The sequence below is a fragment of the Streptomyces griseomycini genome, assembly GCF_014203535.1.
Taxonomy (GTDB): Bacteria; Actinomycetota; Actinomycetes; order Streptomycetales; family Streptomycetaceae; genus Streptomyces; species Streptomyces griseomycini.
Genome location: NZ_JACHJI010000017.1, coordinates 1 through 25,093 on the forward strand (window position 1 = coordinate 1; position 25,093 = coordinate 25,093).

Sequence of the window (25,093 nt, forward strand, 5' to 3'; positions counted from 1 at the left end):
ACCCGAGCAGTCGCAGGCCCCCGCCCCGGAGAAGCCGGCCACGGCGGACCCGGCACCCGAGCAGTCGCAGGCCCCCGCCCCGGAGAAGCCGGCCAGCCCGGCGCCGACGCAGCCGGAGAGTCCTGCCCCGCCCGTGGAGGAGACGCCCGCTCCAGCGGACCCTCCCCCCGCCCAGGAGGCGCCCGCCCCGCCGACCGAAGATGAGCCGGGCGTCCCGCCCGCGGCAGGTCCTCCCGCCGACGAGGTACCGCCTCCTGTGCCCGACACGGCGGCGCCGGGCGAGCCCCCCGCCGCCGGGCAGGACGGGCCCGAGGGCAACCTGGTCATCCTCGACTCGGCTTGGACCACCGCAGTCTGAACAGGCCAGAAGGGGGCCCCGGAGCATTGCTCCGGGGCCCCCTTCCGGTATGCGGTCGGCTAGAACGGCGGCTCGTCCCCGCCCGGCCCGGCCGCGGGCGGTCCGGCCCATGGGTCGTCCGCCGGGGGACGCCCCTGCGCTGCGGCCGCCGGGCGCTGCGTTCCGCCGCTGGTCTTGGTCACCTTGGCCGTGGCGTTCTTGAGGCTCGCGCCGACCTCCTCGACGTCCAGCTCGTACACGGTGCGCTTGACGCCCTCGCGGTCTTCGTAAGAGCGCTGCTTGAGCCGTCCCTGGACGATGACGCGCATGCCGCGGGTGAGGGATTCAGCGACGTTCTCGGCCGCCTGCCGCCACACGGCGCAGGTCAGGAACAGGCTCTCGCCGTCCTTCCACTCGTTGGTCTGCCGGTCAAAGGTGCGCGGGGTCGAGGCGACGCGGAACTTGGCGACCGCGGCGCCGGAGGGGGTGAAACGGAGCTCGGGATCGTCGACGAGGTTGCCGACGACGGTGATGACGGTTTCGCCTGCCACAGACCTGGGCCTTTCAGGGTTGGGGCCGGCCCGCGGGGTGCGGACCGGCCGGGAGGGAGGGGTCAGGAGAACAGGCGGGACCAGGTTTCGGGGCCGGGCAGTCCGTCCGCGTCGGAGCCGGTCCAGTCCTGGGCGCGTTGGAACGCTTCCACGTTCTTGCGGTCGGCTTCCGACCACTTTGGGCCGGGTCCCTTGGTGTAGTGCTTGCCGTATCCCTTGCGGACGAGCTGCTGCCCGAGCTGGGTGATGTACGCGTTGGACTTGCCGGGGCCGAACTTGTCGCGGCCGGGGAACTTCGGCGGGGACGGCTTCGCGGTGACCTTGGCCGGGAGCGAACCGAGCAGGGCCTTGAGGGACGCCTCGCCGGGCACACCGTCGGCGGCCTGGTGCGGGGCGGTGCCTTTGAAGCCGAGCGAGACCTGGAAGCCGGAGAAGTTCTTGGTGTCCGCGTCCGACCAGCGCGGGCCGGGCCCCTCCTTGTAGTGCTTGCCGAACCCGCGCTTGACCAGGGCCTCACCGACCTTGGTGACGTGGGCGCCGGTCGCGCCGTAGCCGTAGGTCAGGCCGTTGATCGTGACCTGGTAGCGGGCCACCGTCGGCGTGCTGGTGGAGGGCGTACCGCTGGAGCCGCCCGGGGCGGGCTGGTAGTCCCCGGCCGGCATGCCCGCCTGGACCCACGCGTACAGGTGCTCACCGGGGCACTTAGTGGCGATGCCGTCCTTGTGGCCCTTCTTGGCGAGCGTCCGGCCGGTCTTCTTACACGCCTCCTCGTACAGGGCGCGGCACGCGGCGAGGGCCTTGTCGCTGGGCTCCTGGTCGCCGCCGATGGCGATCTGCACGCCGATGCCGGTCACATTGAAACCGGGGCAGTGCGCGCCCTGCAGGTTCCAGCCGCGGCCCTCGTAGATGGTGCCGTCCTGGTCGATGACGAAGTTGTAGCCGATCCCGGCCCAACCCTGGTTGCGGTGCGCGCGGTCGATGGTCTGCGGGACCTTGTTGCCGGTGTAGCCGATCGGGTGGGCGCCGTCGTAGTGGACGAAGAAGAAAGCGCGCCGGCTCGAGGGAACGGCGGTCGGGTTGCCCGCCCAGGGCTTCGCGCCCCAGTCGGTACGGGAGACGATGCTGACAGACATAGGTGGTGCCCCTCCGCTGGTGGTCAAGGAGGGGCACCGTGCAGGGCCGGAGGGGTTAACGTCGCGCGCTGCCGTCAGGGGTCGATGACCTCGGCGTCGACGACGCTGCCGTCCTCGAGCTCGGGCGGGTACTCGACCGCGAACAGAGTGCGGTCCAGGCGCTCGGCGAGCTCGGACAGGTCCACGGCCTGATCATCCGGGCCGGTCGGCACGTCGCCCAGGCCGGTGATCTCGACCGCCAGGGTGGCGTCCTTGCCGTACTGGTCGCGGAACTGCCGCTCCAGGTACCAGGCATCCGCTCGCCAGTCCGGCGGGGTGCGGTCCTCGACGGTTTCCTCGACGATCTGGCCGGTGGCGGGGTCACGGAACTTTCGGGTGGTGACCTTGGTGACGATCCCGCCGTCCGCGACACGGCGGATGTTCGCCATGGCGCGCGCGGCCGCGGTAGCGCGGGCGGTGCGGACCTTCACGAACAGCTCGGCGTACCGCTCCTCTTCGGGGTCCGGTTTCTCGCCTGCCTCGCGGGCCTCGATCTCGGCGCGGCCGCGGGCCATCCATGCCAGGAAGCTCGAGCGGGACACCCCGGCCATCTCCGCGGCCAGCTCGACGGCGACGCCTGTGCGTGAGGCTGCGACGAGTCGCTGCTCGACCTCTTCGGAGAGCAGGCGCGGCCGGCCGGCGCGGGGGCGGGGCCGGTGTGCCTTGCGTCGGGTGGACATGGGCGTACCTCAGCGGCAGGGGGTCAGTGGCCGGACGTGAACAGGTGCCCGCAGGCCGGGCAAGTGGTGTGGGGGGCGCGGCCCTCGTCGTCGGGGCTGAGACCGTCCCCGCGTTCCCCGTCGTCGGGCAGGTGCAGCAGGGCCGTCTCGTCTTCGCGGCCGCCGCCGGGCAAGGTCTCGGGGTCGACCAGGCCCAGCATCTTGTCGATCTCCTCGTGCGGGATGGCCAGGGAGTCGAACAGTTCCGCGTCGTTGGTGGCCAGGTCCTCGAGGACCTCGGCGAACTCGCGCGGGTCCCACCCTCCCTCGCCGGGGAGCCGGTTCAGCTTGATGGCCAGAGCCTCGGCTTCGGCGTCGTTCTTGGAGGACCAGCCGCGCAGGATGGGGACGAGCCAGCCGCCGTCCTCATCGACGACGATGCCGCTCGGGGTGCGCATGCCGCGGGCCTGCATCTCCAGCAGGGACTCGCGGCGGCCGTGGCCGTGAAGGGTCTTCTGGGTGCGCTCGTCGACGACCGGTATCTCCACCAGGCCATGCATGTCGATCGACGCGATGATGAGCTCGAGCTCATGCCGCTTGGGGTTGCGGGGCGCCGGCGTCAGGTCGGTGAGCGGCACGTAGGCGATGTAACGCGGCGCGGCGATCGTCTCGGTCACGGCTGGTGCAGTCCTCTCCCACGCGGTCGGTGTCCGACAGCGGGTGAGGGTTGCGAGCCCGCGGACTCCTACCGCGGCGCCCCGCCTCGCAAGCTAGGGCATGCCGTCATGGCCGTCCCTCACCCGCTGCCGGGCCGGTCCCGCCCCCTGTTCCGGATGGGGGTGGAGCCGGGGCGCTGCCGCTTCCGGTGACGTCACCGAACGCTGCAAAGCCGCGAGGAACGTAGGTGGGCGCGCCGTTAACGTCGCCTTCTCCCCAAGCGATTTACCTGGGTGTACTATTCGGGGCAGTTGGGAGAGCAACCCAGCTACCTGGGCCTAGGTGTAACAAAAATCGGCTGGCGACGTACCTCTATGCGACGCCCCCGAGACACCCCGCCCGGGACACCACGGAACCCGGGCCTTGGCGTCCGGGGAAGAGAGGAACACCCAGATGTCGCACGACGTCGCTGACGACACCCAGGGCGAGGAAACCCCCGAGGTCCCCCTGACGGTTCTCGGGCTGATCGGCGCCCTTGCCCGCGCGATGGAGGACCACCAGAAGGAGGTCATCCAGCCGAAGAAGGACGCACCGAAGGACCTCCTCGTCCAGAGCTTCACCGACGACAAGCGGACCGACCTCGTCATCGAGATCGGCGGCCAGAAGGTGGGCCACTACAAGGTCAACACCACCCGGCCCAAGTTCGTGGTCGACGACGAAGCCGCGTTCGACGCGTACGCGGAGGAGAAGGGCGAGATCGAGGTGGTCATCGTCCGCCGGAAGTCGTTCGAGACCGCGGTGCTCACCCACGCGCAGAGGGACCCGGAGACGGGCGTCATCTTCGACTCGCGCAACGGGGAGATCGTCCCCGGCCTCAAGTTCGTGCCGGGCGGGAAGCCCACCGGCACCGTCACCTGGACCTGGGAGACGTTCAAGAAGCGGCCGGTCGGCAAGGACGTGCTGCTCGCGGCGTACCGGCGCGGTGAGCTCAACGAGTTGCTGCGGGAGATGCCGGAGCTGTTGCCCGGCGCTGTACCCGACAGCACCGACGCGTGACGCTGACCGTCCGGGTCCGGCCCACCGCGGCCGGGCCCCTCTCCCCAGGGACTCCCACCATGACCACCGCCGTGAAGACCACACGCATCGAGGCCACGGACCTGTCCGACCGCGCGTTCCGCGTCCTGTGCGAGCTCGCCACGCACCCCCGGAACCACTGGGTCGACGTCCCCTCCATCGCCTCCGGCCTCAAGGTCAAGCCCCACGCCGTACGCCGCGCGCTCGCCGAGCTGCGCGCCGCCGGCGTCGCCGAGCGGGACCGTCGGTTCATACGCGACAACGGCCGCGCCACGCACCGCACGTACTTCCGCCTGACCAACGACTCCAGCGAGGCCTCCGCATGAACCGCTCGTCCGAGGCCGGAGGGCTGCGCCACAATCCGAGCCGCCCTCCGTACGTCATAGTCGATTCCAAGACCGTCCGCGACACCAGAATCAGCTACCGCGCTCTGGCGCTCCTGGTCTTCCTCCTGGACCAGGCGGAAGGATGGCAGGTCCGGTCCGACCAGCTCTCCAAGGGCGAGGGCCGCGAAGGACGAGCGGCCGTCCGTACCGCGCTGCGTGAGCTCGCCGTGCACGGTTACTACCGCCTCGAGCGGCGCCGGCTGCGCAACGGGAAGTGCGTCATGGGCACGGCCATCTCCAGAACCCCCATCGAGCAGTGGGTTCGGGATCACGAGATTTTCAGCACCCAGAGAGACCCGGCCGTGCCCGTCGTCGAGCAGGAGGACGGCACGTTCCTCGTGGAGTACCCCGACGGCACCTTCGGCAGCGACGGGTTCGCGCCCGACCCCCGCGACGAGGAGGAACCGCCCGCCGATCCGGGGCCCGAGCCCGAGCCGGCGGAGGAGCAGCCGGCCGCGCCGCCGAAGAAGCCCGCCCGCACCCGGCGCCCCCGCCGGACGCCGGAGGAGAAGGCGGCCGCGGACGCGGAGAAGGCAGCCGCCGCTGAGAAGAAGGCCGCGGAGAAGGCCGCGCTCGACGAGGGCGCGACCGCGGGGGCCCAATGGTGGTGGGGCACCGCGGCGAAGAACGGGCAGCCCGCCAAGAAGGGCCGCGTGGACGAGCTGGCGGACGCTGGGGTCATCCCCCGATACGTGGGCAACAGGAGCCGCGCCTATCACGGCGTCAGGAACCTGGTCCGTAACGCCCTCGCGGCCGGATACGACCGCGGCACGGTTGCCCAGGCCCTCGAGGACACAAAGCGCGCGTTCCCCAGTCAGCAGCAGTTCGAGGACGCATGCGCGGCTGCGGCCGGTGTCCACATCGACCGGCCCCGTTTCGGCAGCTCCCGGCCGCCGGCCTACAGCGACACCGCCAACTGGGGCGACCAGAACAGCGGCACGCCGACCACCAGCAGCACCCCCGACGAGCCGGACGAGGTCACGTTCGGCGTCATCGAACGACCGTAAGCAAGGAGGGCGACCCCCATGACAGCCACGACGGACGCCCCGGCCCCCGCCACGACGCGCGGCCTCAACCGTCTCGACGCCGTCACCGCCCACATGCGGGAGGTGCTGGCGCGCGGCGGCGCGGATATGTCCCAGCTCGGCGTGCCCGACCGCCGGGCGGACGACGACGAGGGCGAAGTGTGGGACAAGATCACCGTGCCGAAGGCGCGCGCGGCCCAAGCGGCGTGGAGGAACAGCATGGTCGACGCCGCGCACGAGGAGTACCTGCGCTTCCGCTTCAAGGACCTGGACCCCAATCAGAGCCCGGACAAGCTGCAGCAGTGGCTCGACTCCCTCGTCGCCGCGAAGAGGAGCGGGGGGCGGCCGTCACACCTGAACGCGATCATGCCGGGGAACGTCGGCAGCGGGAAAACCACCGCGCTCACCGCTCTCGGCAACGAGGCCGCCGACCTGGGCCTGCGGGTCCTGTTCCTCAAGCACGCCACCTACCTGACGTGGCGCCGCCCCGACTCCGCACCGCACGACCTCACCACCCACCAGGTCCGTGCCAAGTTCATCACCTGCGACCTGCTGATCCTGGATGAGCTGTGCGGCGAGATGGACACGGTCGCCAGCGAGTTCGCCCGAAGGGAGACCATCGACCTGGTGGACGCCCGGATCGCGGCCGGCCGGCCGACGGCGTACTCCACAAACTTGCACCGCTGCCGCACGAAGGAGCGGCCCATCCCGGGAATCGCCGAGATCCTCGGGGCGCGGTTCCTGTCGCGGCTGGAGGATTCCGCGTACCTGGTTCCGGTCGTAGGCCCGGACCGGCGGAAGCCCGCGAAGGAACTCGACTGGTAGCACCAGCGTCGAATCACCCGCTATGCGCCTCTTCCTGACGGGAAGTGGGCGTCAACACCGGCACAGCAGACGGAAGACGCTATATCGTTTAGTCGATCCGGGAGGCCATGAGCATAAGCCGACCGGGCGACCCGAACGAGAGGAAAGGTGTCTTGAAGCTGCCGTTCACCCGTGCCCGGCAGGACCGCGATCCGAAGCCCTCCAACGACTCCGGCATCCCCCCGCTCAGCCGCTGGGAGCGCCTCGGCGCCGGAGCCATCGTCATCGGCGGGGCCGCGGTCGGAGGCTTCGGCTTCTTCGCGTCGTTCGACGCGGTGTCGCTCAAGGCCGCGGACTGGGGTTTCAGTGAGCCGTGGGTCCTGCCCACGGCCATCGACTCGGCCATCCCCGTGTTCACCGGCGCGTACCTGCTCCTGATCCGTATGGGCATGCCGCTGTGGTGGGCGCGGATCGTCCCCTGGGCCCTGAGCCTGGTCACCTGCGCCCTGAACGTCGCGGCCGGCACCTCCCTGTGGTCCAAGGTGGCGCACGGCGCGATGTCCCTGCTGTGGGTCGCAGTCTCCGAGATCGCCGCGCACGTCTACGCCGTGCGGATCGGCGCGGCGACCGGCCGGAAGATGGACAAGGTCCGATGGGCCCGCTGGTTCCTCTCCCCGGGCCCGACGTTCCTGCTCTGGCGCCGGATGAAGCTGTGGGAGCTGCGTTCGTACGACCAGGTCCTCAAGCTCGAGCAGGAACGACTCGTCTACCAGGCGCAGCTCCGCGGCCGATTCGGGCGGGCATGGCGCAGGAAGGCGCCCGTGGCGTCGCTGCTGCCGCTGCAGCTCGTCAGCGCCGGCGTCCCGCTCGCCGAGACAGCCCCGGCCGGTCTGCGCGCGGCGGGCCTCGAGCCCACGGGCATCTTCGCCGAGCCCGTCGAGCCGGTCGAGGAGCTGCAGGCGCTCCCTGCCCCGCCCGCGCCCCGGCCCACCCCCGTGCCTGCGGCGACCGCCCGTAGGTCGCGTCAGGTCACGGCCACCGTCCCCGCCCGGCCGGAGGCCCCGAAGAACACCCCCGAGCCGGCTGAGCCTGCGGCGGCCCATGCCGAGAACGACAACACCGAGGAGCAAGCCGACGCCTACGCCCCTCTGCCGGCCACGGAGAACGAGTTGTACGGCGTGGTCGTGGCCGCCCTGGAGCAGGGACAGCTCAAGCGCTTCAACCAGGGCGGGGACCTGACCGGCGCCGCCATCGGCCGCGCGTTGGGCCAGACGGCCCAGAACGGCCGGAAGGTACGCAACCGGCTGCTGACCCGGTACGCCGCGCACCTCAGCGACCAGGGCATCCCCGTACCGGAGAACTTCGGTCCCGAGGACCTGGCGAAGCACCTGACGACCACAACGACCGCGTAGGGCATCCTGCCCCTACCCGTACCGAAGCGGCGGGCCCCCGAGACCTGGGGCGCCCGCCGCCTGCATGATCGGACCCTTCCATGACACCGGAGATCCTGGCCCGGATCGCCACCGCCCGCGCACTCCGCGACCTGTCCGACCTAGCCCGGCAGGAAGTCGCGGCCACGGCTGAGCCTCTCAGCCCCGCAGAACGCATCAGGAGAGCCCGCCGCCTGCGGCAGATGACCAACGAGATCATCGACCGCGTCGTCCTCGCCGAGGCCCTGGCCGGCGCGTCATGGGAGGAGATCGCGGGGGCTCTGGGCCTGCGTGACCCGGGCACGGTGGAACGGGAGTACGCCGAAGACGTCGCCGAGTGGGCGGCCCTGCCCGAGGACGAGATGGAGGCCGAAGCCGAGGGCGCCGAGGACCTTGACGCCTGGTACGCCCGGCACCGCGAGGACCACGACCCGACAGCACCAAGTCCCGTAACCGATCTGCTGAACAGGCGTTGATCCACCCCCACCGAGGGGTAGAATGGGTAACCGATGTCAACGGCGAGAGGCTAAGGCCTCCGCCGTCGCATCCTCCGCGGGAGAGCAACCCGGGGAACCACGAAGTGAGGAACAACCCAGATGCCTGGTATCACTGCGCCTCAGCGCCCACGCCGATCCCGTAGACCGACCTGCCTTCCCAACCCGCCGATGATTCTCCTCGCGGGGCCGGAGAAGACCGGCAAGAGCCGCATCGCAGCCGAGGGCACCGCCTCCGAGTTGCTTGGGATGACCTACTGGATCGAGATCGGTGGCTCCGAGGGCACCGCCGACTACTACGGCCGGATCCCCGGGGCGAACTACGAGATCGTCCCCCACGATGGCAGCTACCAGGACATCCTCGATGCCGTCCGGTGGGCCGTCGCCCAGCCGCCCGCCGTCGAGGGCAAGCGGAACATGATCGTGGTGGACAACGTCAGCGTGCTGTGGGACATGCTCAGCGACGAGCAGGCCATCTACGCCCGGTGGCGCGCCGAGAAGAGGGCGAAGGAGGACCGCCGCCGCGGCCCGAACCCGGACCTCCCCGTCACCGTCGATCCCGACCTGTGGAACCGGGCAAAGGACCGGTGGGGCGAGATCCTGTGGCACCTGCGCCGTCACTCCGGCCCCACGCTTTTGCTCGCCCGCCAGGAACTCGTCATCGCGTTCGAGAACGACAAGCCCACCCGGGAGCGGACCCGCAAGATCAAGGCCGAGAAGAACCTCCCGGCCGCGGTCGACGCCATCGTCGAACTCCACGCCTTGGGCGAGGCGTACCTGACCGGTGTCCGCACCCTGCACTGGGAGGTCACCCCCGGCCAGAGCGAGCGGTTCGAAAAGTTCAGCATCGACGCCCTGCTCCGCCGCATGGGCTTCCACGAGGCCGCCGCCACCCGCCAGGTCACCGAGGCCCGGCCCGAGGCGTACCTGGACGAGCAGCAGGCCCAGCAAACGCAGCAGACGCAGCAGCGACCCCCGCAGCAGTCCCAGCAGCGGAACCAGCGGCAACAGCAGGAAGCGCCGCCCGCGCAGCAGAGCACCCAGAAGGCGGACCAGGCCGGGAGGCAGGTCGTCGAGCTAATCCACCAGGCGCTCAAGGACCCGACCGACCCAGAGAAGCGCCTGCAGGCCATCCGCGCGGAGTGGGGCACCCGCACCCTCAAGCAGACGCCCACCTTCACGAAGATGTGGGGGGAGCTCAACGCGGACGACCTGATCACCCGCTCCCTCGCGTACGTCAAGGAGGAGGCCGAGAAGCGCCGGAAAGCCGCCGAGGCCGCCGCCTCCACGCCGGGCGCGAAGGCCGAACCCGACACGCCCGCCCCGCCCCCGGCCGGGCAGGACCAGGCCCGCGAGCACCAGGTCCACCCGGAGCCGGAGCCGCCGGCCGAGGACGACACGCCCCCGCCGCCGGACCCGCAGGCCGAAGACGGGCCGCCGCCCGGCGAGTCCCCGGAGGACACCACCGAGGCCGAGGAACCGCAGGACCGCCCTGCCCCGGGTGCGCAGCGGCTCGCCGACTTCGCCGCCGGCCGCCCGCCCAAGCGCGAACCGGACCGGAAGACGAAGATCGCTCTCGATGCCCTGCACGCCGAGGCGGACGTTCAGGCCCGCGTGCTGATGCGCACGCTAAGTGAGCACCTGGCGCCGATCTCCGGGGAGGGCGAGCCGGAGATGATCCCGCTGCGGAACTACCTCCTCGCGCAGCGCCCCGAGATCATCGCCCAGCTCGAGCGGGAGGGACACACGGAGCTCGCCGCCTACTACCAGAAGGCCCCGCACGTGGACACGAAGATCCGTGAGGCATTCGCCCCGTACTTCGGCGGCGCGCCCGCCGGGCAGTGAAGTGACGTGACGTGCGCCCAAGGCCCCCGGGCGCGCTTCCCGGCGCGGTCTCCTCCCCCGGCTCTCGTCACCTCACCTCACCTCAGCACCGCGCGGCGCGCCTCTGGCTCCCCCCGCGGGCGCGCCCGAAGATGGCGCGCCCGTTCCTCTCCCACCCCAGGCGCGCCGCGCCGCGCCGCCCCCGCGCGCGCTCAGGCGCGCCTCGAGGCCGCGCCGTGGCGCGCCATGAACCGCGCGGCGCGCTGACCAGGCGCGCCTTCCTCGCGCGCCGCGCGGCGCGCCTAAGCGCGCGTGGGCGCGCCCTCGGATCGGCGTGCGGCGCGCCTGTCCGGTGATGGCGCGCGCGCCCGCCCACGCGCGCCGCGCCCAGGCGCGCCATGCCGAGCGCGCGCGCACGGACCAGGCGCGCGCCCAGTGAGCTGCGATTTCCCGCGGGGCGCGCCGCGCGCCCAGTGCCGGCGCGCGCCCAGGCGCGGCGCGGTTCCCCAATGAGGCGCAGCCCTGCAGCGCGCCATCATCCACTCGAGGGCGCGCGCCCCGCGGCGCGGGGAAGGTCCTCGAGCGCGCGCCGTGAACCCTGTGGCGCGCCGTCCCCCCGCGCGCGGCCGCGCGTCCAGGCGCGCCTAGATACGACGAAGGGCGCGCCGCCAGGCGCGCCCTTGAGTGATCGGCGATCCAGCAGTGGCGCGCTCTACCGCGCGCCCGGCCGCGCCGCGCGGCGGAGGTCCCGCCGCTCCCGGCGCGCTTCCTTCACGGCCGCGCGGTCCTCGCCGCGGACCTGGCGCAGGAGCTGCAGCAGCTCCTGGGGGTGGGCCTTGCCCAAGAGCTTGAGTGCCTGCAGCCGGTGGTTCGGCTCGCTGGGCATGCGGCCCTGGCGCGCCTCCGCGTACTGGATGGCGTAGCGCAGGAACCCGGCCTCCGACGCCACCCGCCGACGGAAGAGTTCGACGCGCTGTTCCCGAGCGTTACGGCCCTCGCCGGGCGAGGGCTCGGGCATGAACCGGGCTGGCTCCTCGAACATCAGGCGGCAGATGTCCGCCGCCCTCCTGGCTACTCTCGGTGAGCGAAACGCGAGAGCCTCGACCCGTGGAGACGTCGGCGGAGGGACCGGCTCGTCGAGGACGAACGCCGTCCACCGGTCGGTGAACGCGTCGTCGTCGAGCGCCGCCAGTTCCTTCGCATGCTCATGGGCCAGGTCGTCGACGACGTCCTGGACCGGCCCCATGGCGGCCTTGAGCCTCGCCCGCCACGGCGCGATGCGGGCCTGCTGCTCCCGCTTGCTCTCCCCCTCCCGAAGAGGGTTGTAGGACTTCGCCCGCCGCAGAGCGGTCTCGAGGGCGTCCAGCGTGTGTGGGGCGAGCCGGCGATCCTCGAGCGCCGCCCCCCGCACGTCTCGCGGGGTCCGCCCGTCAGCGCTACCCGTGACGTGGGCGACGACTGCGTCCATGAAGGCGTCCGGGCCCATCTGGGACAGTCGCTTGATCTCGGCGGCGACCTGCTGCGCATCGGCCATAGGGGGGTGGTCCTCCGTCTCCGGCGTGCCCCGTGCTCTCGGGCCACTGTGTCGTGATGCACCTGGTGGAACAGGGCGAGGTGGCCGTACGGCCGCGAAGGGCGTGTGCCGGATCATCGCAGGAGCATCCACTCCCCGGCCCCGAGCGCTCTACACACACCCGGTTACTCGATCCCATGTGGCCAGGGCCACCACTGGGCGGAGAGGAGCACCCCTGAACCCCCAACCGAAGAAGGAGGGGCGGTGTCTTAACGCCACTAGACCCTGACCGGAACCTCAAACGCGTTCCTCGCGGTAGCGCTACGGCCACCTCTGTGCAGATGGTACCCGCCGGTCGAGGGCTGAGCGGGCGCCGCCGGTCCTATTCGGCCTGCTGAGGCGTCTTCCTGGTCGTCAGGGCCTCGAGCCAGGGGGCGAGCTTGGACGGCTTCCAGAACAGGTCATAGCTCGTCTGAGAGGCGGCCAGGACACCGAGGACGGTCGCGGCCGTGAGCTGGCCGTGCTGGAACTGGGACCAGCCGCCGTCCGCCGCCACGGTGGCGACGCCGGCGACGAGCGCGGCGACGACCGCGACGATCTTCTTGTTCTTCGCCGACCAGGCGGGCCGCTGTACGACCGCGGTGAGCAGCGGCAGCACGGCACCGACCTGGGCGCCGGTCGAGAGGGATTCGAGCGTTGCAGACATGGGTCCGCCCTTCACTGGAGTTGTGTGTCGGGCGGACTGTGGCGGCCGCTGGCGCCTTGCGTCGCCCGCTGGGTTCAGCGGTCGGAGTCATCGGCCAGGTCCTCGGCGATCTCCAGCGGGGGCGCCGGCGCGGGGCGCTCGTACAGCTTGGCGACCAGGGCCCGGAGCTGATGGATGTACTCCACCGCGGCCACCTTCCAGCGGCGCCACTGCCGCTGTTCCTCCTCCAACCGCTCGACCCGGCTCTCCAGGGTGGCGACCCGCTCGAGGGTCTGCGCGTTCGTCGCGCGTTGCTGTTCCAGAAGCTGCGTGAAGCCCTGTGTCACGGTCTGCACGGACGACACGAACGTGCTGGCTTCCGACGCCTGGGTGTCGGCTTCGGTCTTCTTCCGGTTCCCCCGGTACACCAGCCACGCCCCGCCCAGCACACCAGTCATGCCGAAGACGGAACTGAGGACGGGCGCCAGAGAGGTAAGCCATTCCATGGGGCGCCTCCTCGGTCAACGGTCATCAGATCGGGTGTGCGGGAGCCGGGGTCCGGGAAGACCCGCGGTTCCCCGCAGCCCGGAACGCTGCAACACCCCTGCCGTTTACGTCTCCTCCTGCAGGGGCGTGCCCGGCTGTGCCATGGCCGGGCTGACGCCGGCCGATGTGTTCCAGCCCTGCCGGATCGCGTCGAGGAGCTGCTCGTCGGTGAGGGCCGCGGCAATGCTCGGGGCGTCCGTGGCACCAGTGGCCGCGACCGCGTCGAGCATGGGCTGGCTGGCGACCAGGCCCACCAAAGTGGCCGCGGCCTGGACGTCGGTCGGGTAGAGCACCGTCTTGGAAAAGTTCCAGCGCATGGTGTGGCCTGGTGTTGCCGGGTCCTCGGCGAATACCTCCTGGGCAACCACGGCGATGGCCATGCGGACCCGGGGCAGAAGCGACGGCTCCCGGGCGAGAGCGCTGATGACGCTCAGCGGGACAGGCAGGGCGGGCATAGGTGCAGCCTCCTCACTTGGTGTAGGTCACGCGCAGCTTCGGAGGGTTGGTCTGGCCGTACCCGCGCGCGCGGCCGTAGTAGGTCAGGCCCGAGGTGTTTGGGTCCAGGGCAATGCCCCGCCACCTGGTCGAGTCGAACACGCTGGTGATGTCCACCCACTTGCCTTCGTTCTTCGCCCAAGAGATCGTCTTGGACTCGGCATCGCAAGAGAACGTGGACGGGCGTGACGCGTGGTTGTGGGCCTTGACCACGGCCTTGCCGCCGCTGTTGTTGTACCAGTGATCGAAGTACAGATAGACCTCTGCCTTCTGGATGCTGGCGCCGGACAAGTCGGTGGCCAGGGAGGACGAGAAACCGATCAGGCTCGCCTGCATGCCATTGGTGGAGCTGTAGTAGCCCTGATAGCAGGAGTTGCCGTGGTTCGAGTTGTACGAGCCGCGCGAGGCGTACGAACCGGACCAGGTCGCCGAGTACGTCTTGGTGTACTGCCGGATCGGTGGGGCGGCTGTGCCGCCGCCAGTATTGGCGACGCCGGTCGCCGGGATTGCGGCGCCGATGTCCTCGATGAAGAAGTAGGCATGCCGCTCCGAAATGGACAGACCCAGCTCCATCGTCTGACCACTGCTTCCGCCGCTGTTGAAGAAGCTGATCAGGAACCGGTGAAGGCCCACACCGAAGGCGCTGGCAGGGGCGATGTGCTCCAGCTCAACCGTCCAGTAGTTGCCGGTGTGCGAGGGTGTCAGAATCGCCATCTGGCGTACCGGTGAGGCGATTGTGGGCGACGCCTCCCCACCATCACGCAGGTAGATCCTTGCCTCGCCGTCGTTGGCGAAGTCGAAGTCGGCTGTCGCGTGAAATTTGATGCGGTACATCCGCCCGGCATCGATCATGGCGGGCAGCTCGTAGAAGCCGATTTCCGTCCCCGTGGACGTCACCGTCCCAGTGGGCACGCCGTAGGCGATGATGCCGCGTGGGCGCTGGTCGAGGAGGGTGGCGATGTCGTCGCCGCCCACGGTGAAGCCCTCCGCAACGGCCAAGGACTGAAACCCGGCCTTGCCTTCCTGGTCGATCGTGGCAACCGGCGTGCCGGCCGCGGACAGCGTCAGGTAGTTGGGGCGGCCGGTGGCCAGCGCAACAGCTTCCTCGCCGGTGCTGTCGTAGAGCAGGAGTCCCTGCGGGCTGAGTTCCGCGCGGGCGCCCGCAACGCCGGATGCCATGACGACGCGGCATGCGGCGTTGTCGTACGTGACTGTGCCGGCGCTGGAGTTGAAGGAGTTGATCAGGATCCGCACCCGCGTGGTGCCTGCCGGAGCCGCTATGCCGGGCACACCTGACATGGTCGTCCACGCACCGAGGACCGGTGTCGCGCCGGACGACACGGTGCTGTACGCGAGGGCTTCCCCGGCCGTGTCCAGCCACTCGCCGTAGATGTTGATGCTCTCGCCCACCCAGTCGGCAGAGGCGAGGTAGTCCACCGACAGCCAGAGCTTTTGGCCCGGCACTGCCGGCAGCTCCCCCAGGACGAGGAACCGGGTGACTGGTGCCGTGCTCGTCGCGTCCGTACGGATCGCGCGCGGGCTGCCATTGCCGGATGCGACCACTGACCAGTTCGCGTTGTCGGCCACCCGCTGGTCCGACAAGCCCCCCTCAAAGCTGGGATCGGCGATCACGTTGCCGTCGGTACCGACCGCGAGGCGGTCCGCGCTGATCGCGCCTGCCTTGATGTGGGTGGCGTCGATGACCCCGGCCTGGATCTTCGTCGCCGTCACGGAGTTCACGGCGAGCTTGTCCGCGGTCACGGCCAGGGCGTCGAGCTTGGCAGTCGTGATGGCCAGGGCCGCGACCTTCTCGGCGGTCACGGCCAGGGCGTCGAGCTTGTCGGTCGTCACCGCCCCGGCGAGGATCTTCGGCGCGGTGATCGCTCCGTCCGCGATCTGCACTCCAGGCACGACCGGGCGCACCGCGGCGTTGTCGAACCACACGGCGCCGGCCGTTCCCGAGACGGACTCGACGCGCACCCGCGCCTGCACGGCGTCGGCCGGAGCCGTGACGGCCCCCGCAAGGCGGCCCCATACGCCCTTGGCGGGGGCGGTGGCGCTCACAATGCCGTAGCTGAGGACTGTGCCGTCCGCCTTCTCCCACCGTGTATGGATGTTGGCATTGGCGCCGGCCCAGTCCGCGGACGGGTAGTAGTCGGTAGCGAGGTAGAGCTGATCCCCTGGGGTGACGGGAAGCAGCGTCAGCTCAGCCGACCGGTTCGTAGCGGTTGCCGCCACCGCGTCGATCTTCAACGAGGCGGGGGAGCCGTTGCCGAACGTCTTGTCCTGAGCGAGGTACGTCTGTTTCTCGGCGATGGCTGCACCGCCTGCGCCCTCGAACGAGGGGTCGGCCAGCACGTTCGGGCTGCCGACGATCGTGAGCTTCTCCGCGGTGATCGCGCCCGCGGCAACGGCCTGGGCCGTGACCGAGCCGGCTGCCAGCTCTGACGCGGTGACGGCCCCGGCCTTGAGCTCCCGCGCGGTGATCGCGTCCGCCGCGACCTTCCCGGCCGTGACAGCGTCAGTCGCCAGGGCGGCCGTGGTGACCGAGCCGGCGATCAGGTTGGTGGAGTTGACGACGCCGGTTTTCAGGGCCTCCAGCGTCACGCAGTCCACTTCCATGACTCCGGTCTGCGTGCCGTTGGCGGAGTTGTAGTTCAGCCACACGTAAGGGGCGATGAACCGCACGTCGGCATGCGCGAGCCCCGGTACGCGCGGGTCATTGTTCGGGCCCGGAGAACCGGCCACGCCGGCCGCGGCCCGACCGCTGAGGTAGCCGATGACCTGCACCCAGCCTTCGGCCGTGGTGATGGCCTTGCCGGAGGCGGCCACGTAGAAGTGCGAGTTCGTGCTGCCCGGCGTGCCGTTGCGGTTGACCAGCGTCGTCTTGTCGGCGCCGATACCGGCCACCCCGACATAGAAGGCATCCGTCCCGCCAGCCGGGCCGGTCATCCGTACCCGGGCGCTGAGCCGGTACAGCACATCCGGCTCGTAGGGGATGGCCGTCTTCCCGAGGAGCCGTATGTACCCGGTCGCCCGGCCCACGGTCCGGCCGGTCGGCGCATCAGCGATACCGGAGAGGTGTTCCCAGGTGGCGCCGGCGCTCTTGTCGGTGATGGTCCAGGCGGCCGCATCGCCCATCGCGTCGACGTAGCGTTGCACCGCGGAGTCGGACAGCGCCCCACCGAGGGCGTTGATCGTGACCGCGCCGTCGGCGATTTTCCCCAAGGTGACCGCGGCCTTGGCCAGCTTCTCCTCGAGGACCGCACCGTCCTCGAGCGCGGTCGTTCCCACGGCCCCGAGGGCGATTTTCGCCTTGGTGACGGCGTTCTCGGCGAGCTTGGCCTCCGTGACGATCCCGTTGATGAGGTCCTGCTCCACGGCCTGGCGTGCCTTGCCTGCGACAGCCGCTGAGGGGGCGCTGGTCAGGCCTGCGGTGTTCAGGGCGACCAGACGCACCCAGCGCTCGGCGTAGCCCTCCACTGCGACCGTGACGCTTCCGCCGGTAACGTCGGTGATGGCTGCGGTCAGGGTGGTGAAGTCGGGGGTGAAGTCGGCGGCCGGGCCCAGGTGCACCTGCATTGCGGCGAAGTCGGTGGGTGGGGCGTTGGAGTCGTCCCACCAGCCGTCCCAGGTGACGACCAGCCCGGCCAGGGCGGAGACCACGGTCGGGGCGCCGGGCGTGGGCGGCGGGACAGCGGCCGCGGGCTTCGGCACGAGCGCAATGCCGCCGTCCGGCTGCACACCCACCGACCCGGCGAGCGTGCCGTCCTCGGTGTAGATGTCGAGGGTGCCGCCCTCGATGGACGTGTATGCGGCCTTGGAGGTGCGCTCAAGGGCCTGGAGCCGCCGTTCGTAGTCCGCCAGCAGCGCCGCGAAGCGCTTGGCGTCTGTCTGGGAGTCCAGGAAGCTGACCATGGCGCGGGATGGTCGACGTCCTGCGGCCTTAGTGTCGCGCCCTGATCAGTAGTGGAAGCTGTCGGAGCGTTTCAGGGTGAAGGTCACGAGCCCGTCGGCGCTGATCTCGTCGGAGACGATGCGGTGCCACACGTCGATGTCCCCCACCCACGGCACGTGCACCTGCACCCGGATGTCGTCACCGAGGGACCACGACCCGAACCGGGCATTGGGGTGGTCGATGATCTGGACGGCGGGAATCTGCAGGGCGGCCGTGCGGCCGTTGAGTTCCTGCTGCCCCCGCTTGCGGAGTGCTTCCCCCGAGGTCAGCGTCTTGTCGGTGACGGTGGCCACCCGGCGCAGCCGTCTGGTGCCCCAGGTCCGCGAGGCGAAGTCCGCCACCTGGACGCGCTTCATCTTCCGGCCCTCGCCGCGGCCCAGGACAATGACCTCGTTGGCGTAGTCGTCGCCCATGCCCTCGGGTTTGGCGATGGCGATGATGTTCTCGCCCTGAGCGAAGCGCAGGTCAGTGCGCTTGCGTCCCAGGCGGGGCGTGCCGAGCCTCACCCGGTGGGTGATGGTGTTGCTGGTCGAGTCCTTCCAGGCGTGGGTCTCGATCCAGTCGAATTGGTACTGCTTGACGAGGTTGTCGAGGGTCTGCCCGCAGTCGGGGGCGTCCCACCAGGCCAGTTCCCACGGGTCGCTGCCGTCCTTGGCGCCGAGCAGCTCGCCCTTGTCGTGACTGTCGATCACCAGGCCGACGTCGCTGAACGGTCTCGACTGCACGTGAGACCAGATCTTGCGGAAGGCGTCGTAGACGTCGATGCGGGGGCCGCCGTACGGCTTCGGCGCCGGCGGGACCTTCCGCTTGGGATTCGAGAAATCGATATACCCGTCATGATTCTTGTCTTTGCCCGCATACGGGTCTTTTGGTGTGATCTTCTGGCCCGAGATGATGTAGTCATCGAACGGAATGCCGTGCGGGTACGAGGAGAACCCTTCGCAACTGACCTTGGCCTGCTCCCCGTCGTATGCCGTCTTCGTCACCAGCCCGCCCCACCGGATCGAGCCGTCCACCTCCAGGTAGATCTTGGTGCCCCACTCTTGCAGGATCGGCTGTCCGTCCGGCCCGAGCATCCGTGCGTACTCGGGTTCGATCGTGCCTGTCATCGAGCCCGGCCCGGACAGGTCCCGCTTCGGGTTGGACGACAGGGCGAACGGCACCTGCCAGTCCAGCACTTCCTCGCTGAGTGCGCTCTGCGCGATGAACCGCCACCCGGCCGGCACCCCTCACACCTCCTCTTCGTCCGGCTTCTCGACGAACTCGACGTCGGCGACGATCGACGTGCCGGCGTCGACGGACAGATCACCGGTCTCCGAGCGGTACATGTACGTCTGCACCGACAGGGTCTGAGTGGTGCCGCGCATGGAGCTGGGGACCGCGTGGTTGTCGGCGAGGACGATGGTGGAGCGGCGCGTGCCGGTGCCGGAGTCGTCGTCGATGTAGGTGTCCTGACCGAGCATCGACCCGAATTTGGTCTGCATCCGCGCGTAGATGTCCGACCGTGTCATGCGCAGCCCGGCGAAGGTCATGACGATCTTCATGCGGGTTGCCCATGAGGGCACGTCGATGTCCCAGGACGCGGCGCCGGGCCAGTTGTGCCATCTGTTGTCCGAGTAGCCCATGGTCGACAGAGTCCCGGGGAACGCGGTGTAGAGGACCCGGTCTCGGCGGGAGGAGACCATGCTCCGCAGATCCTTGATCATTCCCTGGGTGATCGCTGACGTGTTCGCCGGGATGGTGATGCGGGCCAGAGTGATCGCTGAGTCGTTCGGGCGGACCTGCCGCACGTCGGTGGTCGTGCTCGGCACCCCGGAGATCACTCGCGTGAAGATGTACGGGCCGGTAGCGGCGTTGGAGGGGAGCGGCCACGTCTCCCCATAGGAGTAGGGGTTTTCAACGCGGGCCACGATCAGGTCCGTTCGGGCAGACGAGCCGGTCGCCGCGATGTTGACCGTGTCCGAGGTCGGCAGCCGGCCCGCGTACGCCTGATAGGTCGCTCCGGCCGCCCGGTTGAGGATCGCGCACGCCCCCGGCCGCACCTGCACCTGAGCCGCAGGCGATGACAAGGCCCTGACCGCCAGGTCCCCGGACCCGACGATGCCCTGCCCCCCACCGAACGCGGCATACGCCAACAGCCGCGCCACCTCCGTGGAGTGCTCCGCCTGCCCCTCGGTGAACCACGGAACGCTGTCCCACATCTCGCTTCTCCTCCGCTGCTGCTCTCGTGGACAGCGGAGGATCACGGGCCGGTACGGCTTGTGTCGCGCCCTGGGCCGGCTACATGTACGCGTAGGCGTCGCGCCAGGCCACGGTCATGTATGCCGTGGCGGTCGCGTCCGTGCCGCGCAGCACGAAGTCCTGCCGGCCGGTCGGGATCAGCAGGTGCTCGAGGAACGGGGACCCTCGAGTGATCAGGCCCGCAACGCTTGCACTGCCTCGCTTCACCGTCCGCACCCACGGCCGCGGGTCGATGACGACCCGCTCGCCCGCCGCGAGGGTCAGGTTCAGTTGCACCTTCCACCGTCCGACCAGCTCGCACGCAGGCTGAGCAATCGGCCCCACGATAGTGATGACGGGCCACGTCGGGCGGTTACCGCGTACCACGATCTCCCCGGGCGCGCGGGCCGCGCTCTCCCCGACCATCATCAGCGGCGCCTTGAGGGGCCCCTTGATGCCGCGGTGCGGCGGCGGTGCCATGTCCACGCGCACGCTTTGTTCGATGTCGTCGAAACTCCCGGTGTGCGACGCGGCGAAGTTTGCCACCATCGGCGTGTACCCCTGCCGGGTCAGCTTGGAAGCGGCCTTCTCGCACTTGCGGGGCCGCCCGTACCAGCGGCGCGCGCGGCCGCCCTGCATGGTGGACAGCACCGCGGGCGTGGCCATGACGTCGCGGATCGCCTTCGCGTCCCACGCCTGCTTCATGACCGACACCGCGTCCAGGTTCGCGCCGTGCCGGGCCAGCAGGGTGCCGCCGGCGTCGACGGTGTCCACCCCTACCTCGAACGTGATGGTCGCACCGGTGGTGAAGTCCTGTCCGTGCCGGAGACCGTCCTCCCGTGGCAGCGGGGTATCCCCGTTGGTCACGTCGGCGTCCTTGATCTCGACGTCGTCGAGCAGGTAGTAGCCCGATCGCACGGTGCCGAACGTGAAGTTCGCCCCGGGGTGGACCCCCCGCGCGCTGTACGACAGTCTCCACTCGCCCTCAGCCGGCATACGCCCCTCCCAGCTTGATCCTGCGCAGCTCGAACATGGCGTCGCCCAGGGCCTGGCTCGGCGACATAGGCGCGCTCGTCATGGTCAGGTTCAGATCCCCGCCGACCAGGGCCGAGGTCGCGGCCGCGACGGTCGCACGGGTGCGTGCCGCGGCCACGCCGGAGGTGCGGATGCCGCCGGACGCGTAGTTCCGCAGGGCGCCGCGGCCGGGGTAGACGACCATGCCGCCGAAGATTTCCGCGACCCGGTCAAGGATTCGCTCACTCCGCTTACGCTTTGCTTTTGCAAGAGGCAAGTATGCCTCGCCTCCGGTCTCAGGCTCCGCCCATATGCGCCATTCGCCCGGTCTTGCTATCTGCGCGATGTGCCGTTCCGTTCCGTTTGCGAATGCCTGGATACGGCCGCGGGCGGCGCGGATACCGCCATCGGCGAAGCGGACAATGCCACCATCAGCCTGCGGCCGGCCGACCACCGAGGGCTTCCCGGACTCCGAGTACCTGACCGTGACGTGCACGGTCTTCCCGGTCAGACCGTTGATCGCGCCCTGAATGGTCTGCACGTTCGCCAACGGCGTCTTGGTCGGGGCCGTGATCCGAACCGTCTTACCGTTCTTCCCGTCAACGTTCTCGATCTTGTACCCAAGATCCTCGAGCGCCCTCTGAGCGACCGCAGTAGGGGTCTTGACCTCGATGGACTTGCCCTTGGGCAGGCCCGCCACCTTCTCCTGCACGCCCTTGAGGTCGCCAACGGCCTGCCGGATGATCGCCTCGACCGTGACCTTCTTCTTGTCCGGCGCGGCAGCGATGTCCTCCGCCAGCGCGCCAAGGTTCGCGCGCGCCCCGCCGGTCGGCGCGGTCACCGACACGTTCTTGCTGCCGGGGATGCGCTGCACAGAAAAGCCCAACAGCTCGAGCTGCTCGCGAGCCTCGATAGAGGGCGCCTTGATCTGGATGGACTTCCCCGGCGGGATCTGCGACAACTGGCCCTGCAGTGCAAGCACCTCAGCCGTCGCTTCGGGGACGCCGGTCGTGGCGATGAGAGTGGTGACGGTGTCCGGGACCAGCCCCATCTGGTCGGCGAGTGCCTTGGCCTGTTCCTTCGGAACGCCCATGTCCACGGCGAGTTGGATGGCCTTCGCGCGGGCCTTCTCCATGGCATCGCTGCTCAGGCTCATCGCCTGCGCCATGGGCATGGCGCCCTTCTCCGCGGCCTCGACCGCCCGGGTAGTGACGCCCAGCATGGAGTCCCGCAGCTCTGTGAGCTGACTGTTCAGGGTCTGGCCGTTGCGGGTGGAGGTGTCGACCAGGCCGTTGTTGGCAATGAGGGCCTTGCCCCAGCCTTCGGCCTTCTCGATGTTCGACCCCATGGTGTCGTCGATCTGGAGCATCACGGAGTTGAGCTGCGCCTGCGCGTCGTGGACGCTCTGCGTGTTGCCGTTCAGGGCGTCCAGGGCCCGCTTGAGCGCGTCCACCCGCTCGTCGGCCGACTTGGTCTTGTCGCTGAAGTCCTGCACCGCGGTCGTCAGCCGGCTGTAGGAACTGGCACCCACATCTCCGGCGTTACGCATCGCGTCAGCGGCTTCCTTGCTGTCGCGCTTGCTCTTGCCCAGCTCACCGTTGACCGCCTTGAGCGCGTCGGCCGCCGCCTTGTACCTCTCGCCTTCCTCCGTGTAGTCCAGGACCGACGCCTTGCCGCCCGCGATGTCCTTGTAGACCCGGTGCGTGTCGGCCAGCTCCTGCAGCTTCTTCTGCAGGCCGCCGATGCTGCCCTCCTGCTCCAGGTAGGCGTCGGTGAGCGTCGTCAGGCTCACGCCCGCATCACGCATGACGTCGACCAGCCGCCCGTTGCCGTCAGCCAGCTCGGTGCCCTGGAGGAGCTGCACGGCCTGCGCCCGGACGTTGGCGTCGATGACACCATTGGAGTCGGCCAGGGCTTGTGACAGAGACTGGACGCGCTCCTTGTGCGCCTGGGCCGCGCGGGCGTTCTCCTCCTGCTTGGCGGCGAGGAGACCCAGACCGATGGTGACGCCGGCGATGGCAAGACCGAGCGGTCCCCCCATGACAGCCATCATCCCGCCCATGGCACGGGAGGCGACCCGGTTGGCGGCACCGATACCGCGCAGGGCACCGGACAGACGACCGCCTTGCGCGGCCGCGCCCTGGTAGGCGAGGCCCATCCGCTGCCACATGCTGATCTGCGGGCCCATGACCCCAGGGCCCATGGTGCCGCTCATCGTGGTGCCGAGACCGCGCACGGAGGTGCCCGCGGCCGCCACCGACGTCCCGAACCGGCCGATCAGGCCGGCGATGCTGCTGACCACCTTGAGGGCGAGCATCGTGCCCAGGAGGGTAGCCAGGACGGTGTTCGCGCCGGGGACAACGCTCATCAGCGTGTTGAAGACCTGCAACAGGCCACTGAACGCCATGAGCAGCACCCCGAGCCCAGAGCCGGCTGCCGCGAGGTTTCCGATCGCTGTGGCAATGTTCGAGATCAGGGAGATGAGCGCCGGGCCGATGGTCTGCCCGAGCCCGTCGAAGAACGCGCCTAGGGCGGGCATCAGCTCGGTTCGGATCTGCCGGACCAGGTCGAGGATGCCGCCGTCCCGCATGGACCGGCCCAGCCCTCGCATCAGGTCGCCAAACATCTTGTTGACCTCGGTGAACACGGGCGCGGCATCGGAAAAGAACTGCCGCATGGCCTTCTGGCCGGCGCCCGAGTTGGCCCAGCGCTCGAAGCGCTTCATGCTGCCCTCGAGGCCGTCGACCAGCGCGTTGCCGGTGTCCATGGCGGCCTTGCCGACACCGCCGAGTCCCTTGATGAGGCTACCGGTGGAGCGGCCGAGCTGTGCGGCCTTGTCACCAGCGTGGTCAAGGAAGCGGGCGAGGCTGCCGGTTTCCCGTCCGGCCTTCACGGAGGCCCGGAACCACTGGGTCATCCGCTCGCCGCCGCGTGCGACCCGCTCGGCGAACGGCCCGGAGGCCACCAGGAAGTCCATGGTGGCCCGGCCGACGTTGGCGAGGCTGTCGGCCATGTGGCCGACGATCCGCGAGTTCGACGAGGCGATGGTCTTGAAGTCTTTGCGGAACGGGCCGCTCTGCATGAACTTCGCGCCGCGTTCCGCCAGGGACCCCATCTGCGCAGCAGAGTCACCCAGAGCGTCCTCGAGGAGCGGGAACACCGACTTGGCAAGCGGCTTGATGTCGTCGGCGACCTCGGAAAAGAACCGGTCGCTGACCGTCATACGGACCTCGCTCCACTCCGTTTGGAGTGAAGACACCGCCTTGACTGCTTCGCGGGCGGAAGGCGACAGCTTGTCCATCGCCTCTTTCAGCTTCTTCTGCTGCGCCTCAGTGACCTTGCCGTCCTGGGCGAGCATCTGCTGAGCGGCGTTCGACTGCTTGAGCGCTTCACCGAAGCCTTTGAACGCGACCGTCGTGCCGATCGCCGCGGTGGCCGCCGCAGAGATCAGACCGGGTATCGCTCCGAGGACACCCACAGCCGGGGTGGCCGCGGACACGAGCGCGGTGAGGCCAGCGCCGTACTGCCCGATGAGGGCGACCGCGGGCTGCAGCAGGGAGATGAGGGCGCCGATGCCGAGCATCCGCAGGCTTCGGCGGCCCCCGCCGGGCAGGCTCATCCGCACCGGCACGTGGACCGGGTTACGGTCGGCCTCGCCCTGCGCACCGGTGATCAGGCCCCGGAGGCGGGAGAGGAGTCCGCCGCTTTGCCCTCCGCCATCGCCTTCGCCGTCCGGGCGTACCGGTAGGCGAAGGTCGGCGTCGTCGACGCGGCGGCGCAGCGCCTCGAGTTCGGCCTGGAACCGGCTCTCGTCGACCTTGACCCGGACCGTCGCGGTGACGCCCCGGGACGCCTTCTCTACGGCCTTCTCCAGCCGCTTGCGCAGCCCCTTGGAATCGACCTCGACCTTGACCTGGGCGGCCAGGCCCTCGGCGGCCGTCTCGACTGCCGTGCGGAGCTTTTCCGCGAAGCCGGCCAGGTTGGCGACGACCGGCACGTCGAGGCGGCCGGCCTGCAGGCCCTCAGCCACTGCGAACCATTCCTCTCTGCATGGCGGCCATGAGCATCTGCCGGTGGCCGGTCATGCGGGGCGCCTGCTGCGGGGCGGGCGACGACGGCGGTGGGGGCGGCGTGGAGCTGCGGGGCCGACGCGTCGTGCGTTCCTCGTAGCGAGGCGGACGGATGACGTGGGTGGGTTCCTCACGCCGCTTGTCGGCGGCCAGGAGCCCGATCTCGTCGACGATCAGCG

The 25,093-nt window shown here is 70.0% G+C and carries 20 protein-coding genes and 1 pseudogene; 8 read left to right on the forward strand and 13 right to left on the reverse strand.

The window, feature by feature from the left end; all coding sequences use genetic code 11:
• A pseudogene (locus FHS37_RS38960) lies at window positions 1-358 on the forward strand (hypothetical protein); the annotation flags it as partial.
• A gap of 59 nt (window positions 359-417) precedes the next feature.
• Here FHS37_RS38960 and FHS37_RS32450 read toward each other — a convergent pair.
• From FHS37_RS32450 to FHS37_RS32465, 4 genes are all read right to left on the reverse strand, one after another.
• The gene (locus tag FHS37_RS32450; RefSeq protein ID WP_184827846.1) at window positions 418-888 is read right to left on the reverse strand and encodes a single-stranded DNA-binding protein; all 471 of its coding nucleotides are present in this window, start codon (window positions 886-888) and stop codon (window positions 418-420) included.
• Window positions 889-950: 62 nt separating this feature from the next.
• Window positions 951-2,021 (reverse strand): peptidoglycan-binding protein, encoded by a 1,071-nt coding sequence (locus FHS37_RS32455; protein ID WP_184827848.1) that lies wholly within the window; start codon window positions 2,019-2,021, stop codon window positions 951-953.
• 74 nt (window positions 2,022-2,095) lie between these two features.
• Window positions 2,096-2,740: a hypothetical protein gene (locus FHS37_RS32460; RefSeq protein ID WP_184827850.1), complete on the reverse strand. Its 645-nt coding sequence runs from the start codon at window positions 2,738-2,740 to the stop codon at window positions 2,096-2,098.
• Between the two features lie 23 nt (window positions 2,741-2,763).
• On the reverse strand, window positions 2,764-3,396 hold the full coding sequence (locus FHS37_RS32465; protein ID WP_184827852.1) for a ParB N-terminal domain-containing protein: 633 nt from the start codon (window positions 3,394-3,396) through the stop codon (window positions 2,764-2,766).
• Between the two features lie 433 nt (window positions 3,397-3,829).
• Here FHS37_RS32465 and FHS37_RS32470 point away from each other — a divergent pair, with 433 nt between their 5' ends.
• The 7 genes from FHS37_RS32470 (at window position 3,830) to FHS37_RS32500 (ending at window position 10,434) form a co-directional block, all read left to right on the forward strand.
• Window positions 3,830-4,432 (forward strand): hypothetical protein, encoded by a 603-nt coding sequence (locus FHS37_RS32470; protein WP_184827855.1) that lies wholly within the window; start codon window positions 3,830-3,832, stop codon window positions 4,430-4,432.
• 59 nt (window positions 4,433-4,491) lie between these two features.
• On the forward strand, window positions 4,492-4,776 hold the full coding sequence (locus tag FHS37_RS32475) for a helix-turn-helix domain-containing protein (protein WP_184827856.1): 285 nt from the start codon (window positions 4,492-4,494) through the stop codon (window positions 4,774-4,776).
• The gene (locus FHS37_RS32480; RefSeq protein WP_184827858.1) at window positions 4,773-5,843 is read left to right on the forward strand and encodes a hypothetical protein; all 1,071 of its coding nucleotides are present in this window, start codon (window positions 4,773-4,775) and stop codon (window positions 5,841-5,843) included. The genes FHS37_RS32475 and FHS37_RS32480 overlap by 4 nt, the downstream gene beginning before the upstream one ends.
• A gap of 18 nt (window positions 5,844-5,861) precedes the next feature.
• Complete coding sequence (locus tag FHS37_RS32485; RefSeq protein WP_184827860.1) at window positions 5,862-6,686, forward strand: P-loop NTPase family protein; 825 nt, start codon at window positions 5,862-5,864, stop codon at window positions 6,684-6,686.
• 152 nt (window positions 6,687-6,838) lie between these two features.
• The gene (locus FHS37_RS32490) at window positions 6,839-8,077 is read left to right on the forward strand and encodes a DUF2637 domain-containing protein (RefSeq protein ID WP_229890202.1); all 1,239 of its coding nucleotides are present in this window, start codon (window positions 6,839-6,841) and stop codon (window positions 8,075-8,077) included.
• 80 nt (window positions 8,078-8,157) lie between these two features.
• Entirely contained in the window at window positions 8,158-8,571 is a 414-nt protein-coding gene (locus tag FHS37_RS32495) for a hypothetical protein (protein WP_184827864.1), read from the forward strand.
• A 189-nt stretch (window positions 8,572-8,760) separates the two neighbouring features.
• Window positions 8,761-10,434, forward strand: a complete 1,674-nt coding sequence (locus FHS37_RS32500) for a hypothetical protein (RefSeq protein ID WP_184827866.1) — start codon at window positions 8,761-8,763, stop codon at window positions 10,432-10,434.
• A gap of 691 nt (window positions 10,435-11,125) precedes the next feature.
• Here FHS37_RS32500 and FHS37_RS40640 read toward each other — a convergent pair.
• From FHS37_RS40640 to FHS37_RS32545, 9 genes are all read right to left on the reverse strand, one after another.
• Window positions 11,126-11,947, reverse strand: a complete 822-nt coding sequence (locus FHS37_RS40640) for a hypothetical protein (RefSeq protein ID WP_184827868.1) — start codon at window positions 11,945-11,947, stop codon at window positions 11,126-11,128.
• Between the two features lie 361 nt (window positions 11,948-12,308).
• Entirely contained in the window at window positions 12,309-12,632 is a 324-nt protein-coding gene (locus FHS37_RS32510; RefSeq protein WP_184827870.1) for a hypothetical protein, read from the reverse strand.
• A 74-nt stretch (window positions 12,633-12,706) separates the two neighbouring features.
• On the reverse strand, window positions 12,707-13,069 hold the full coding sequence (locus FHS37_RS32515) for a hypothetical protein (RefSeq protein ID WP_184827872.1): 363 nt from the start codon (window positions 13,067-13,069) through the stop codon (window positions 12,707-12,709).
• A gap of 153 nt (window positions 13,070-13,222) precedes the next feature.
• A complete protein-coding gene (locus FHS37_RS32520; protein WP_184827874.1) occupies window positions 13,223-13,612 on the reverse strand; it encodes a hypothetical protein in 390 nt (129 codons plus the stop codon).
• 13 nt (window positions 13,613-13,625) lie between these two features.
• A complete protein-coding gene (locus tag FHS37_RS32525) occupies window positions 13,626-17,570 on the reverse strand; it encodes a hypothetical protein (RefSeq protein ID WP_184827875.1) in 3,945 nt (1,314 codons plus the stop codon).
• Between the two features lie 45 nt (window positions 17,571-17,615).
• Window positions 17,616-18,836, reverse strand: coding sequence for a hypothetical protein (locus FHS37_RS32530; RefSeq protein WP_184827877.1), 1,221 nt, complete (start codon window positions 18,834-18,836; stop codon window positions 17,616-17,618).
• 3 nt (window positions 18,837-18,839) lie between these two features.
• Window positions 18,840-19,811, reverse strand: coding sequence for a hypothetical protein (locus FHS37_RS32535; RefSeq protein WP_184827879.1), 972 nt, complete (start codon window positions 19,809-19,811; stop codon window positions 18,840-18,842).
• 79 nt (window positions 19,812-19,890) lie between these two features.
• Window positions 19,891-20,748: a hypothetical protein gene (locus FHS37_RS32540; RefSeq protein WP_229890203.1), complete on the reverse strand. Its 858-nt coding sequence runs from the start codon at window positions 20,746-20,748 to the stop codon at window positions 19,891-19,893.
• Between the two features lie 67 nt (window positions 20,749-20,815).
• Window positions 20,816-24,874, reverse strand: coding sequence for a hypothetical protein (locus tag FHS37_RS32545; RefSeq protein WP_184827883.1), 4,059 nt, complete (start codon window positions 24,872-24,874; stop codon window positions 20,816-20,818).
• Between the last annotated feature and the right edge of the window lie 219 nt (window positions 24,875-25,093).

Bases quoted from the DNA above. Each gene is read 5' to 3' on its own strand.
- FHS37_RS32455 (WP_184827848.1), bottom strand. From the start codon at position 2,021: ATGTCTGTCAGCATCGTCTCCCGTACCGACTGGGGCGCGAAGCCCTGG.
- FHS37_RS32460 (WP_184827850.1), bottom strand. From the start codon at position 2,740: ATGTCCACCCGACGCAAGGCACACCGGCCCCGCCCCCGCGCCGGCCGG.
- FHS37_RS32470 (WP_184827855.1), top strand. From the start codon at position 3,830: ATGTCGCACGACGTCGCTGACGACACCCAGGGCGAGGAAACCCCCGAG.
- FHS37_RS32475 (WP_184827856.1), top strand. From the start codon at position 4,492: ATGACCACCGCCGTGAAGACCACACGCATCGAGGCCACGGACCTGTCC.
- FHS37_RS32480 (WP_184827858.1), top strand. From the start codon at position 4,773: ATGAACCGCTCGTCCGAGGCCGGAGGGCTGCGCCACAATCCGAGCCGC.
- FHS37_RS32485 (WP_184827860.1), top strand. From the start codon at position 5,862: ATGACAGCCACGACGGACGCCCCGGCCCCCGCCACGACGCGCGGCCTC.
- FHS37_RS32495 (WP_184827864.1), top strand. From the start codon at position 8,158: ATGACACCGGAGATCCTGGCCCGGATCGCCACCGCCCGCGCACTCCGC.
- FHS37_RS32500 (WP_184827866.1), top strand. From the start codon at position 8,761: ATGATTCTCCTCGCGGGGCCGGAGAAGACCGGCAAGAGCCGCATCGCA.
- FHS37_RS40640 (WP_184827868.1), bottom strand. From the start codon at position 11,947: ATGGCCGATGCGCAGCAGGTCGCCGCCGAGATCAAGCGACTGTCCCAG.
- FHS37_RS32510 (WP_184827870.1), bottom strand. From the start codon at position 12,632: ATGTCTGCAACGCTCGAATCCCTCTCGACCGGCGCCCAGGTCGGTGCC.
- FHS37_RS32515 (WP_184827872.1), bottom strand. From the start codon at position 13,069: ATGACTGGTGTGCTGGGCGGGGCGTGGCTGGTGTACCGGGGGAACCGG.
- FHS37_RS32520 (WP_184827874.1), bottom strand. From the start codon at position 13,612: ATGCCCGCCCTGCCTGTCCCGCTGAGCGTCATCAGCGCTCTCGCCCGG.
- FHS37_RS32525 (WP_184827875.1), bottom strand. From the start codon at position 17,570: ATGGTCAGCTTCCTGGACTCCCAGACAGACGCCAAGCGCTTCGCGGCG.
- FHS37_RS32535 (WP_184827879.1), bottom strand. From the start codon at position 19,811: ATGTGGGACAGCGTTCCGTGGTTCACCGAGGGGCAGGCGGAGCACTCC.